Origin of the sequence: Mycoplasma sp. 1654_15 (assembly GCF_012516495.1) — a bacterium.
GTDB lineage: Bacteria > Bacillota_I > Bacilli_A > Mycoplasmatales > Metamycoplasmataceae > Mesomycoplasma.
Genome location: NZ_CP051214.1, coordinates 501,639 through 516,646, shown reverse-complemented (window position 1 = coordinate 516,646; position 15,008 = coordinate 501,639). Strand labels below are relative to the sequence as shown.

Genomic DNA, 15,008 nt, shown 5'->3' with positions numbered 1-15,008 from the left:
TCAATATTAAATTTATATTTAAAATAAAATATATTTATTTAATCTCATTAACTTGAATGAAATCTTAAATATTATATTCCTAAAATAAAAATTTCAAAATTTTTTTACGTTTTTTTTATTTACAAAATTTAAAATGTGGTTTAAAAAGAAGAAAACAAGCTATAAAGTGGTACAATTAAACAAATAATTGCAATACTTTTCAATCTGATTATAAAAATCTTCTATATTAATTTCAACTTAAAAAATTGCATTAATCAAAAACTAAATATAATAAAACTAAAAGTGAATTAATAAAAACATTTTTATAATTTTTTTTAATAAGTACTAATCGCAAAGGAGAAAAACAATGACTAAAGCGAAAAAAATGAAAATTTTAGCTGGTTCATTAGTAGCTGCAGCAGGAGTTGGGATAACATCAATTGCTATTTATTCAGCGCCCAAATTAACAAAAAAAGATACATCAGATAACTTACCAATGGACGAACTTAAATCTAACAACTCTAATACATTAATTGAAAAAGTAAATTATCTTGCAATCGGAGATTCTATAACAGCAGGTTTTAACCTTGAATCAGGAAATGATATAAGAGGAAATTATGTTAACAACCAAGTTAGTGGACTTTCTTATCCAGCATACTTAGCAAACTACATTCAAATGGTTAAATCTGATGCTTTAGTTTCTTTTGATAATTTAGCTCTTTCAGGTAGCACTATTAAAAATTGACTTTATCTTTTAGATCCTAGCAAGGAAAATGAAGCTAAACAAAACAAAGAAATACTTAAATTTACTTTAGAACTTGACAAACAAACCCAAAATCCCTTTGCAGATGTAATTAAAGACGTTTTCAATGACTTTGAAAACTCTAGTTTCCCTAAATTAATTCAAAAAGTAAAAGATTCTAATTTAATAACTCTTTCTTTAGGTGCTAACGATTTAATATTTTCTTTAGATTTTGATCTTTTAATTCGAATACAAAAAGAAAAAAATTTAGTAATAAAAGAAGAATTAGTTAATCAATTTAAAGAATCTCAAAATACTAAATTAAAACAAGTTCATCAAAATTTATCCAAGCTAATAACTTTGATTAAAAAAATAAATCCAAAAACAAATATTAATTTAATTGGTTATGCAGAAAATTTAACTGCTGTAGCTAGTTTATTTAGTTCAATTTTAGAAAATAATTTCAACATAGAAAAAAATTATGTTTCAGACATAATAAAAAAATTAAATGAACAAATCAAGCAAGTTGCTTCAGAAAATAAAGTAAATTTTATCAGTGCATATGATACACACTTATGAGAATTACATAAAAAAGAGTGAATGAAAAACCAATTAGATATTCACCCTTCTACTTTTGGTTATAAGAAAATGGCACAAGAAATTTTTCTTAAATTAGCTTTAAAACAAAGTACAAATTCAAATCTTTTAACCTTAATTCCTTATTGAAATCAAAATTATTTATTACAAGATCAAAATTATTACAAACAACAAATTGATTTTAAATTAACAAATGAACAAATAATTGAAAAATTAGTAGGTAATAAAAATATTAATAGTTGATCTGAACAAATCACACAATTAGATGCACCATTACAAATCCAACATTTCAAAGCTAATAAAACAGCTACTCAAGCTTGAAAAAACATTTTAACTGCTTATTTAATTACTAATAAATCTGTTCTTTTTGAAATCATAAACGATTCAAACTTAACTACAGATATCAAGCAAAATGTTAAAAGTTTAATTCAAAATTCTGATTTTCCTTCCTTCTTAAAAGAAATATTTGAAACTAATTTATTTTCTAATATTATGACTTCCTTTGAGGAATATGTCAATAAAGCTAATAAACAACCTACTTTAGATGATATGTTAAGTTTTATTAAAGAGAAAGGAGTAAAAGAAAAAGACTTAATTGACTTTTTGCACTCTATATTAAATTCAAAATTAATAACAGAAAATAAAGAAATGTTTAAATCAATAATTTTGGATTTAATATTTACAAATAAATACGTTAAAGATTTTGTTGTTTCCAATATAAATCTAAGTGATAAGATAGATAAAACAACTATTAATGCGATCGTTAGATTTCAATCATTTTATGATTTTATAAAACAAGTTGTAGATGAAATTGTAGAAAATAAAGATGAATATTTAAAAATTAATCAAATTTCAGATATTTTTCCAATTTTCCTTTCCAAAGAAGAAAATATAAACAAACTTAAAGACTTTTTCCAAAATTTTGCCAAGGAAACTCTTAAAAATGATGTTGTTATTTCTTCCATTATTAAACTAGTAGCAAATGGTCTAAATATTGATATAGACCCTAGCACTATAGAACAAATTTCTTCAACAATCCATTCATTTAATGATCAAATCTTAAATACAAAACTATTTTCAATAATTCAAGAAAAATTTACTTCCGAAATTATTTCAGTACTAAATTCTTCAACAAAAGAAGACTTAACAAATTTAAAAATAATAAACAAAATTATTGAAAAATCTAAAAAAATTGCAGCATCTTTAGTAAGTGAAGAAACTTTTACTACTCTTTTAAATGATTTACATAATTTAGATATTAATATTGGACAATTAGGTATTATCAAAGATGCACTTTTACCGCTTTATAATTTCTTAGAAACTGATGAAGCTAAAAACACAATTTATAATTTCGCAGATATTAAAGATGAAAATCTTAAAGAGTTAATTTCCTTGATGTTATCTCATTTAACAAATAACAATGATGTAAAAGAAACTGTTGAATTAATTCTTGATGATTTTTTTATAAATCACAAAGATCGTTTCCAAAATCTAAAAACAGCTAAGCAGTTTTTAGGTGCCTGAATTGAACTTAGAGCAAATTTTATTGAATCTATTATTTTTAATTTTATTTCAGAAAATATTAATAACAATAAATTTAATTCTATTTTAAAAAATATAATTTCTAATAATCAGTACATAACTTTAGGTGAAAGTTCTCAACGAACTTTGATTGCTTTATTTGAAGCTTTAATCAATCGTTTTCCATACGAAAATAAACAAATTCCTTCAGTAATTCAAGCAACTCTAGACCAATTTTGATCACTTATATTTAAATATTTAAAAAGTGATGAACAAAACTTTGATAACTTAGATAAATATTTTTCAATAACCAAATTATTCCCTGAAAAAAATATTGTAAATTTATTAAGAGAAATTAGCTTTATTTCTAAAGAATCTCATAATCCAGATTTAACAATTAATAAACTTTTTGACTTAGCACAAGAAGTTTTAAGATCTGATTTAGTTAAAAAATTAATCTTTAAATATATTAACTTTACAGTTGAAGAAAATACTTCAAATTCAAGACAAATATTTAATAATTTATATGATCAAATAATTTCCTCTTCTTCATTTAAAAGTTTTGTTGACCTTTTTATAGCTTATGCTTCTAAATTTAATGTTAATGATAATGACTTTAGCATTACTAAATTATTAAAAGACTTTTTAATTAACAAAAAAGAAGATATCAATAAATTATTTAAAGAATTTATATTAGAAAATATAGATAGACAAAATGTTTATTCACTAATTAATTCAATTATTCACAAAAACTTTAAATCTTTAGGAATAAATTTTAGTGATGAAAATGTTTTAACAATACTCAAAGTAATTAAAGCTTTATTACAAAAAGATGTTGATAATGAAGCAAACAAAAGCCATTCTGATTATAAACCATCAAAAACAGTAAGCTTTATTTTAGAAGAAATTCACAAGTTTTTAATTGCTTATTTAGATAATAAAAAAGATATAAAATTTGATTTTAAAAATTCAGATATTATTAACTTAATCCTTGATTTTGCAGAGATCTTAGACAATAACGAGTTTAAAGAAAATAATTATCAAAAACTAGCTAGTGTTGTTAAAAATATTTTAAAAAGTGATATTGCTAAAAACACATTTAAAAAATCTATTTCAACATTATCTAACAAATACCATTCTTTATTAAGTCAAGAACTTTACTCACTAGTAGATAAATTGATTGATTCTAATAAAATAAACGATGTTATTAAATTAGTATTTGATTATATAAAATCTAATAAACAAGATTTACAAAAAGAAGCACAAAATCCTTCAGGTGAGTCATTTACTTCTTTATTTATTAAATTTTTAAACAACAAAAAAGAAGCTTTTAAAAACGTTGTAAAACAACTTGTGCAAGAAAATATTAATCTTGTAGAAGTAAAAAGTTTATTTAAAAAAGTCTTTGAAGTAGAATTTAATGTTCAAATTAATGAAGCAGAAACTGAATTTTTAGTTTACACCATCAAAGAATTTTCTTCAGATAAATACAAACTTTCAGACTCAAACGTATCCAATAAAACTTCTTTTGATATTGTTTTAGACAAAATATTTGATTTATTAGTAGCTAAACTTTCTAAGAAATCAGATATTAATATAAGCTTTAGTCAAGAAGAAATGCTTCATTTTGTGAAGGAACTTTTATTAATTATTTCAAATACATCTTCACAATCACAAAAAACACATTTAGTTTCTTTATTAAATAAATTATTAAAATCCGATTTTATTAATGATCAAATAAATAAATTAAATTTAAGTTTTTTAGATACAAATGCTTACACAAAAAATGTTTTATCACAAAAGCAAGCCAAACCAATAATTAAACAAATTATTTCTTGAGATAAAACTAGTTTGTTTATTGATAAATTAGTAAACTCAATAAACTTTAAAAAAGAAGAAATCGAATCTTTAAAATCTATTCAATCAATAATCCCTTTACTTGTAAGTAAAAATAAAGAAATTTTAAAAGAATACTTTTTTGATTTACTAGCAAAAATCTCTGAATATGATGAAGTTGGAAATGTTGTAGTTGACTTAATAAAAGACAAATTAAAACTTATTCATCTAACTAGAAACGAAGACAAACAAAAAATAAAAAACTTCATTAAAAATGTTGCTCATTCAGCTAAAAACATTAAGTTAGTTAGTGACATAATTAATAAAGTTGTTGAATTATTTGCAAACAAAAATGAAGAAATTAATATTACAAAGATAAGCTCGACTCTGTCTACTATTTTTGCTGATAGTGACTTTTTCTCAACAGATAAAGTCTTAGCGCTTATTGATTCGATAGAAGATCCAAATAACCCAGATCCAAATAAACCTAAAATTAAAATTGAGTCATTAGTAAACTTTTTAGATTTAATATTTAATACATCATCAGATTGAAATAAAGAAAATAACAAGAAAAAAGAAGACATTTCTCCTATTTTAAGACACTTTGATAACTTAAATCCTAAGCATCAAGCAATTTCTTGAACAGGACAATTACCTCCTGGTACTTTTGGTTCTTCTTCTGGATCTTCTGGCGGATCTGGTGGTTCTTCTGGAGGCTCTGGCGGACAAGCAGATGCTGGTGGCGGTCAAGTAGATGTAAATAAAATAGGAACTTTAGTAAAATACATTTATGATGATTTTAAAATAAGACATTCAGGTCAAGAAATTACAAAATATAATTACTGACATTATCCAGAAGGTCGAATGATTTTTAGACTAACAGCAATTTTATTATTAACAGTTTGAGAAGAATTATTTAGAGATGCAGCTACTATAGTGCAAGTCCATGGTTTCTGAAAAGATGATTTAAATGCAACTACAGGAATTGCTGAAGTATATAAATATTTAACTTCTTCCAAAGACAAAAAAATCCAAGATTTAATAAAAGTATTTTATGGAAAATATACACCAACCGGCGGTTGATTAATCAAAACACGAAGAGATAAAAATAACTATCTAAAAGACGATTTAGTACCAATGATTTATTGATCAGCTTCTAGTGATCGTTTTGAAAGTAATAAGTATCCAAGAATAAAAGATAGAATTATTCACCAAATTAGAAATGGTTTTGATGATACTCATAACTATTAAATAATTTTGTTTTACAAAAAATAATATAAAATTATTTGATATGAAATTTAAATTTATAAATAAAAAAAGAAATCCACAAGATGATGAAAAAATACAAAATGAATCAACTTGGGAAAATAATGTTTTTGATGATATTAAGTTGGATGAACCTCAAATACCACAAGATAATCAACAAAAACAAAATAACGATTTATATCAACAAAATCTTGATTTTTTGCTTCAAAATGAAGCAGAACTTGAAGAAACAGAACACCAAGACGAAGACTTTAGTATTGAACCACCAGAAAATTTAGTTAATAGTTCTGATGAAGAAGAAGATAAGTGGTTTAATCAAGAATTAGAACAACAAGTTACAAAAGAAATTGAATGAGATGAACATCAAAAAGCTTTAAATTTATTCGAAGAGCAACAACACGAAGATCAACTAAATTCAAATCCAGAAGATTTTTTGTTTGAAGATAATTCATTCAATACTAAAAATGAACCTACTTCAGAAAAAGAAGTAAAAACAGAAACAAAAAAAGAAAATTGATTAGCTAGAATTTTTTCTAAAACCCCTTTTAATAAATCTAAAAAGAAAAAAGTTGAACTAGAAACTAATGATTCTTTATCTAAAGAAGAGCAAGAATTTCTGTCTGAAATGTCTAAAATCAATTCAATCGAACATCTTGAAGACGTTGATTCTAAAAAGGATTACAAAGAAAAATTAGTTGCTTGAAGCGCAAACTTTAAACTTTTAAATAGTGACATTATTAATAATTTAGAAAAATCTGAAAAAAACCCTTCAGCTAAAAATGAAAGTGGTGATAACTTATGAGATAAAATGTCATTTTTATCTAAATCAATTTACAAAACTTTAGCTATTTTATTTGTTTCTTTATTCTGATTTTTATTTTGAACTGTTTATGGTGGCTTCCAAAATTATCGTGTAGAAAATTATGTTATTTACATTGTAATTTTATCACTAGTTCTTCTATTTGTATTGCTAGGTATTTATATTAATACAATAAAAAATAAGGGTGATTATAGCCGACTTGTTTCTTACTATATTTGAAATTCAATCTTTACTTTTATAAACTTATTAATTAGAATCTTATTTATTTTTACTCCATTGTTTATTAATGCATTTATTCAAGTACCAAGATTTCCAAGTGAAGATGCTTTAAAATTAATAGGAAAACTTGAAGTTTCTACTTTCGCCCCTTCATTTTGTTTGGTAATTATTGCGATTTTTTATATTCCAGTCAACTGAAACAGAACATTTAAAAAAGTTATTAACAGTACAGGTATTATAGTGTTAATTACACACTTATATTTACTAAAAAATTATAAAAATAATCCAAATAAAATTGTGTACACTAGACTAAGAGATAGTTGAATAAGATTAAACAAAGTATTTGAAAAACCTTTAGGTATTGGTTATCATCCAGCCTTTATCAAAATGACACAAGATTTTAAAACACAAAATCTTACTTTTGAACAAAAAAGAACAAAAATTGAGCAAGTTAAAAAAATTATTGAAGACGATTTAAAATAATGTAAAAAAATACACTTATAAGTGTATTTTTTTACTTAACTTCCTCGTTTGAAACAATAAAATCAAACACTTTACTTAGAGCTTTTAAAGACCCCTTTTTAATGTTTGCATTTACAATTTCACTTGATGAATTCTGTCCGATATAGTCAGAAACGTATTTTAAAGTTTTGAATTTTACTTTATTTTTAAAGCAAACATGAGCTAAAGCAAAAGCCTCCATATCAAAAATGTTTACATCAATATGCTTTTGAATATAAGCTAAACGATTTAAATCAGATATAAAAGCATTTGATGAAGCTAAATTAATATCTTCATTTACGTTAGAAAAATTATTTAAATAATATTGTTTTTCATATGGTGTTTGACCAAAACTATATCAAGGTGTTTCTGCATCAGAAAGATAAATTTTATTTGGAAAAATTATTTCACCAATTTTTAGTTTAGAATTACTTGTTCCGACAGCTCCATAGTTAAAAACAGTTTTAATATTATATTTATCAATTAAATATTGGCAAGCAGCAGCGGCATTAATAAGCCCTATTGCAACTTGAAAATAATAAATATTAAAGCTTTTTAGTTGAAAAATATAACCAATTCCATAAGGTGTTTTTACTGTTTTTGCTTCATTTATAAAGCTAAATTCTTTTAACTCTATAAATTCAGAAGGATCTGCAAATAAAATAGCGATATTATTGGTTGATTCAAAATTCGTAAATTTTTTGTTGCTCCTCATCTATTTTCCCTTGCGATTGTAATAAATTTAAATTTGCTTTTAAAACTTCTTTAAAGCCTTGATTAAAGTCTTTTTTTGCTATGTCTCTTAATTTTTGTATTCCTGGATATCTTCTTCCTCTAGCTAATTTATCAGCCATATAAACAATTTTCGCATAAATATCCATATCTAAAGAAAGAGATGTATGGCAAGAAATAGCTTTGGCTATATTTTTGTTTGCAATTTTATATTCTTTTGTTAGTCAAACATAAGCACTAAGTTGATGTAATTTATAATTCGGAACTTGACTTTGATCTATGTTGTGTTGTTCCAAAAACTCTCTATGTTTTTCTATTGATCAAGTCTTAGTAATATCGTGCAAAAGTCCTGCATAATAAGCCGTTTTAGCATCTTTTTGAAGGATTTTTGCATATTCAGCTGCTAATTCAGCTGTTGAATAACAATGCTTTAATCTCTCTCCATTATTAACGTGAAATTTTAATAAATCTTCTATATATAAGTAATTATTTGAAATATATTTATGAACAGCAGGAAAAAGACCGCTAAAATCAGAATGCCTAATATCTGTTGAAGAAAAATCATAAATTTTATTATCAAATAAAATTGCATTGTATTTTTTTAAGTTTTTCTTATTTATTTTTTTATCTCTTTTAAAAACACAGATTTGACTAAGTTGTGATATTTGATTGATGTCTTTTCACTTATGAAGTCTTTCTAAATTATCTGAACCAATTATGAAATAAAGTTGAGCATTTTTAAATCTGTGTTTAAAAAATTTTATAGTATCAATTGTATAACTAATTCCTTTTTTGTTGATTTCAAACTCGCAAACCTTTGCTTTTTCAGGTAAAACCAGTTTTATCATATTGTATCGATGTTCACCACTAACGAAGGATTGTTGCTTGTTTTTAAAAGGATTTTGATAATTAGGAACAAAGTATAACCAATCTAAATTTAGTTTTTCAATTGCGAGTTTTGCAATCTTAACATGACCTTTATGTATAGGGTTAAAAGTCCCTCCAAAAATAGCAATTTTTTGAACAGTTTCCATTTTATTGTCCCCCAATAGCTTCGATATCCAAGGCTAAAGAAGACTTTAAAGACTTCATTTTCTTTGATTTTTCTATTTCTTTTTCAGGATTTTTTAAAAACTTTTTAATGTAATAACCAACTCCACCCTCTTTGTTTGTTTTTTTCAACACAACAGTAGCTTTTCTTTTTAAATCTTGATCAGAATTTTTCATTGCAACAGAAACTGTAGCCGTTTCAAACATACCTACATCATTAAATCCATCACCGATAGAAATTACATTATCTAAATCGATATTATAATAACGAGTTAGCATAGAAACAACCTTTGATTTATTAACTCCAACAGAAGTAATGTCAAAAACATATGATTGACCTTCGCCTTTTGATCAAGCTGAAAATTCTCCTAAATCTCCGTATTTTCTTTCTAAGTAAGATTTTAATTCTGCAACGTTAGTAGTAATTTTAGTATCTAAAATAACCCCAGTTGGCTTAAGTGGAATTTTCTTAAGATCGATTCCAGCTTTTAAATTTGGAAGTTCATTAAAGCCAAAAACTTTTTCTAAATTTTCATCTCTTTTTTGTATTTTTGCTCAACCTGGACCTTCAATAGCAAGATTTGTAATTTCAGATTTTAATTTTTTATCACCTAAAATGTAAAGCATTTCGTTTAAATTTAAATACTTAATTTCAGGAATAAAATTATAGTCTTTTGGATTGTGTACATAAGCACCATTGAAATTTCCTACAATAGTATCTAATTCTAATTGATCATATATTTTTTTAGTAGATCTTCAAGGTCTTCCTGTTATGATGCACACTTTGTGACCTAAAGAGGTAGCCCTTTTAATTTCTCTTTCTGTTTCTTCGTGAATTTCACCGGTAGCGGAATTAGACAATACTGTTCCGTCAAGGTCTAAAACAAACAGATATCTTGATTTATTATGCATATTTTTCTTCATTTTCCTTTATGTTTTTAATTTTTTTCTTCAGGTTTATTTAAATAAAATTTATAAATTTCATCAACTAAATTATAGCGATTTGTTCTTAAGACCACACCACCAGATAAAAATGTATTTAAGTTAGAATCTAAATAAAATGTATTAGAAACAGGTTTACGAGTAACTGGGTCTTTTCCTTCAAATAAGAAGCCAAATGAGTTTATAAACGCAAGTGAACCATCTCTGTTAAATATTCCTGAACCAGAAGCTCCATGACCGTTATTTACAAAGTAAAATGAGTTTAGATCACCTTCATCTTTGCCATAAATTGGAACAGCATTTACTTTAATTCCTTTAAACACATTTTTAAAAATAGTATTTTTAGGTCAAAAAGCACTGATTTTTAATGAATCATCAAAGTCATTTTCTTTTCAAATTTTATCACTAATTTTTACTGGTTTTAAAGTTGAGATGTGATCTCAATATTCTTTGAAAATCTTTAATTTTTCTCTTTCTTGTGCTATTTTTTCTTTCTCTTTTTTTACAGATTTTCTATATTCATTTAGTTCCCGCAATGTCTTGTTATATTTAGGAATAACAAAATAATAATTATCTGCGCCAATAAAGCTGGTTTTGGAACTATCTAAATAAATATTTTTAGTTATTTTATTTTGTTTTGGTCTGAAATTAGAAAAAAATGGTCAACCAACATCGAAAAAATCTCTCTCTTGTATATTCTTTTTTTGATTGTGTATGTTAGCATAAGTTCGCTCATCTATATCAGAAGTATCTTCTGTATCTCATATAGCAGAAACTCATTCGATGATTTCTTTTCAGTCTTTGATATATTCTTGAAAATTAAAGTAATATAAAGCAATATCTTGACGTTTATTGTCAAAATTTTGAACTATTTTAAAGTATTTATTAAAGAAATTAATTTGAAAATCTAAAATTTCTTGTTCTGAAAAACTTTTGTTACTTAAACTATCAATTTGAGCTGAAGAATACGTTCCTTTATTAATAAAATTATTTGCATCTGAGTTTAAAAATTTATAGTATTTATACTTTTGTCACTGTCAACTCAAAAAAGTGTCATTTGAAAATGAATAAACTTTATTTTTATAATAAATTTTAAAAAAATCATTCAAAATATAGTTATAAAATCTTAAATTTTCCTTGTTTCTGATATTAAAATGTGAATGTTTAGAATCTATATCTTGAAGCTTCATAGGTCTAGTTACGTGTTGGTTTGTTACTAGTAATGCTTTTCCGTCTTTAGTATCTAAAATTGTTGAAGTTCCTACAGAAATTCTTAAATTTCTTTCAAAAATATCTTCAAATCTCTTATCATCGTTTTCTAAAGAATTAAAGGCTATTTTATCTACATCTTTTCATATTTTATTTTCTTGTGTATGATAAAGAGAATAGTAATCATTTCTAATTTTCTTACTTAAATCGAAATAATTTTGTTTTTGTTCATCAGTGTAGCTATCAGAAAAAATTTGATTTTTATCAGCTGCTTTTTTAAGATCATAAACAAATAAATTATCATTTTGATTACCTAAAAAAGCATTATCATTTTCTTTTTCTATAAAACCAGATTCATAATTTGTTTTTATTTTCTGATATTCCTTTGGAAATCTAATATTTTTGCTTATTTCATCCAAACTTACTTTTGAAAAAGATTGATCAAAAACCTTCTTTTTTATAGGATTTTTATTAATATCTTTAACCAAATCTGGTTTTCGAACTTGAACAGTTATAGTTTGAGAAGTATTTTTATCACTAATATCACTTTGTGAATTTTCGTGAATTAATCCTTCATTTTCCTTGCTAGGTTGCTCATTTTTGTTACCTAAATTATCTGAATTTTCAAATTCAGGATGCTGAATAATTTTTGTTGATTCTTCTTCTTTGTTTGCGTCAATTCGAGTTAGATTCGTATCTGGATTTTCAGAATCTACATGTTTGTTCTCGCCTTGTTTAGGTGGCTGTTTTGAAGATTCTTCTTTGTCTGCGTCAACTGGAGTAAGATTTGAGTCTGGATTTGCAGAATCTACATGTTTGTTTTCATCTTCTTTAGTTGGTTGTTTTGAAAGTTCTTCTTGCTGTGATGGATTTTGAGTACCAACATTAGTATTAAAAGAACAGCTTGCAAGAACAAGAGTTGGAACAAAAGCTAAAAGAAGTTTTATTTTTTTTAATTTCATTAAATAATAATTTTACTCCTTTTATTAATTTTTTCAGTATTTTTGAGGATTTATATAAATATCTAATTCTTCAAAATGCTGTGGATCTTCTTTAGCTTTTTGTTTTAATCAAGAACCAAATGTGTTTGGATTATCTTTATCATAAGAAATTACATCTCTTAATTTTGAAATAAAAGGAAAGGCTACATCAGTTCCGTTGTTATATTCATAAGAATCTCCAAATACATCCATCGCTAACGAGTGAATTGCTTGAATATTTCCTTGCTGATCCACAATTAAAGAACCAGAAGCTCCACCTACTAAACCATTTCCACGTGGTGGTCCAGGTTGAGTTAAAATAGGTTTGTTATCAGCTCCTAGAACATGTAAATAATAGTCATGATGATAAGTTATTCTAGATTCTAAATAATTTACTTTATTAATTTTATAAACCACATTTGTTCTTTGTCTAGGATAAGCTGAGATGTAAAAATTTGTTAAGTATTCACCGTTATTTAAGTTTGCAAAACTATTTCCAAATTTTAGAGGTTCTAATGTTTTTCATTTTTCTAAGTCATTTTTAGTACCTGTTAATCAGTCAATAATCCTTTGTTTTTCTTCTTTTCTTGCAATATCTTGAACATAAGGAAGCGATAATGTTTGATCTAGTAAAGCTCTATCAAGAAGAGTAAATACAGGTTTTAAATCAATGATAGAAATAGCCATATCAATTGTGTTGGTCGCTAGTTTTTCTTCTGGATTGTCTTGAAATTGAACAGGTTTTGTTTTAATGTTATTAGGAACTCATACTACTTTTAAAAAGCTTTCAAAAAAGTTAGAAGTTGAAATATTATATTTAGTTTCAAATTCAGTTTTTCCATACAATGGTCTTTTGTTTCATTGCTCCACAGGCACTTTGTAAAGAACATTATTTGTTAGTTCTTCGCCATCTTTTAGTGGTCAATTATAAGTAGAAGTTTTTGCTCTTTTTAATTTTTCTTGCACTTGTTCTTCTGTATCATCTCCATCTATATCTGCTCAAATAGAATCTACAACGTGTCTATTAGATAAAACATAATATCTTTGATCTTCATCATCATGAGGTTTGACTTTTGCAATCATTGTATATGTTCCACGGTTTCCAAAACTTCTAACTTGTAAATCTTCAATTCTTGGATCAAACTTATTATAGTTTAAAATTCTTTCCATTGAATTTACAAAGTTATTAGTCATAGTTTTATTCAAAGCATTATCGAATGAAGTTAATGGATCTTGAGTAGACTTATCAAATGCATTTGGATTTTTTACGAAGGTTTTCGAAGGATTTGGATCAACTAAATTTATTCAATCATCAGGAAAAATATCAACAGTTTTTGGCAATCATTCATATCTTTTATCATCGTTTTCAATTATTTTGTCTTGTTTATCATAAGTAATAGTTTCTTTTGTATACTGTGAAGGATAAATGTATTTTTCTATAGTTTTATTTTCCTTATTATCAGTAGTAAAAGAAAGCGAAACAAATGAATTATTAGGCATCAATAATCTAATATTTGGCAAGTTATTTAAGTCTTCTTTGCTTGATTTTTCTTCATTTTTTAAATTTTGATATGCTTGGTAAGTGTTTCTAACAAATGTTATGTCATCACTTAATTTAGCAACTGAATTTGATAAATAAAAGTTTATTTTATTATCTTCTAATTTCGCTTCAATTTCATAGTTATTTTTAAGTTTGAATTTAAATATATTCTTTTTTAAAAAATCATTTAAATTAAAGCTAATACCTATTTGAAATTTTAACTTATTATATTTTTCTTTACTTCCTATAGAACTAAAGTTTTGTTGATTTTTAAACTCAAATTTAGGAATTCCATTGAAAATCGGTCTGTCTGTTGCTGAACTATGAAATTTATCTAAATCTTCAACATTATCTCTTACATCTGTGTAAAATCATATTGTTGGATTTTCAACTTCTTTATCTTTATTTAAAATTTTATTAATTTCATCAAGTTCTATACTCCAAACAAATTTATCGTTCTTTTTTCTTCATTTATCTTCATAAATAAATTTATAAAATCTATAAAACTTTTGATATTTGTTATCTTCAACTTTTTTTGTAAAAAAGTTTTTATGAACAAATCCATTATCAGGATTTAAAAAATCATCAAAATTATAAAAGTCATTAACACTAATATCATTGTGTTCTGTAGCTTCTTTTTTTGTTTCTATAGGTTTTTTGTTTGCTTCTGTAGCTTCTTTTTTTGTTTCTGTAGCTTCTTTGTTTGGATCTTCAGCTTCTTTTTTTGTTTCTATAGGTTCTTTGTTTGGTTCTGTAGTTTCTATGTTTGGTTTAATAGGTTTTTTGTATTCAACTTTATTCTCGCAAGAAATTAAAGTAATTAAGCTTAAAGGAATTGCACTGACAAGTATTAATTTTTGTTTAAATTTCATAGTAAATTTTCTTCCTCCATTGTGTGAAATACTGATAAATTTACTTAATTTTAAAACAAAAATATGAAAAAAGGCAATAAAAAAATGGCGATCACGAGAGGATTCGAACCTCTGACCACAAGCTTAGAAGGCTCGTGCTCTATCCAACTGAGCTACGCGACCACGCTAATAAATAATACCACAATTTAAATTTTTTACAAAT

The 15,008-nt window shown here is 25.0% G+C and carries 7 protein-coding genes and 1 tRNA gene; 2 read left to right on the top strand and 6 right to left on the bottom strand.

Annotated elements, in window-relative coordinates:
* The first annotated feature begins 346 nt into the window (after positions 1 to 346).
* Together HF996_RS02300 and HF996_RS02295 are read left to right on the top strand one after the other, a co-directional pair.
* Positions 347 to 5,926, top strand: coding sequence for an SGNH/GDSL hydrolase family protein (locus HF996_RS02300; protein ID WP_168910453.1), 5,580 nt, complete (start codon positions 347 to 349; stop codon positions 5,924 to 5,926).
* Positions 5,927 to 5,966: 40 nt separating this feature from the next.
* Positions 5,967 to 7,463 carry a hypothetical protein gene (locus HF996_RS02295; RefSeq protein WP_168910452.1) on the top strand — a complete coding sequence of 499 codons (1,497 nt, stop codon included), beginning with the start codon at positions 5,967 to 5,969 and terminating at the stop codon, positions 7,461 to 7,463.
* A gap of 31 nt (positions 7,464 to 7,494) precedes the next feature.
* Here HF996_RS02295 and HF996_RS02290 read toward each other — a convergent pair whose 3' ends face one another.
* The 6 genes from HF996_RS02290 to HF996_RS02265 form a co-directional block, all read right to left on the bottom strand.
* Complete coding sequence (locus tag HF996_RS02290) at positions 7,495 to 8,196, bottom strand: phosphorylase family protein (protein ID WP_168910451.1); 702 nt, start codon at positions 8,194 to 8,196, stop codon at positions 7,495 to 7,497.
* Entirely contained in the window at positions 8,153 to 9,247 is a 1,095-nt protein-coding gene (locus HF996_RS02285; protein WP_168910450.1) for a nicotinate-nucleotide adenylyltransferase, read from the bottom strand. Before HF996_RS02285 ends, HF996_RS02290 begins: the two co-directional genes overlap by 44 nt.
* 1 nt (position 9,248) lies before the next feature.
* A complete protein-coding gene (locus tag HF996_RS02280) occupies positions 9,249 to 10,187 on the bottom strand; it encodes a Cof-type HAD-IIB family hydrolase (protein ID WP_334199175.1) in 939 nt (312 codons plus the stop codon).
* Between the two features lie 14 nt (positions 10,188 to 10,201).
* Positions 10,202 to 12,376, bottom strand: a complete 2,175-nt coding sequence (locus HF996_RS02275; RefSeq protein WP_254427687.1) for a hypothetical protein — start codon at positions 12,374 to 12,376, stop codon at positions 10,202 to 10,204.
* Positions 12,377 to 12,400: 24 nt separating this feature from the next.
* Positions 12,401 to 14,806: a hypothetical protein gene (locus HF996_RS02270; RefSeq protein WP_168910448.1), complete on the bottom strand. Its 2,406-nt coding sequence runs from the start codon at positions 14,804 to 14,806 to the stop codon at positions 12,401 to 12,403.
* An 85-nt stretch (positions 14,807 to 14,891) separates the two neighbouring features.
* Positions 14,892 to 14,968 (bottom strand) — tRNA-Arg (locus HF996_RS02265).
* Between the last annotated feature and the right edge of the window lie 40 nt (positions 14,969 to 15,008).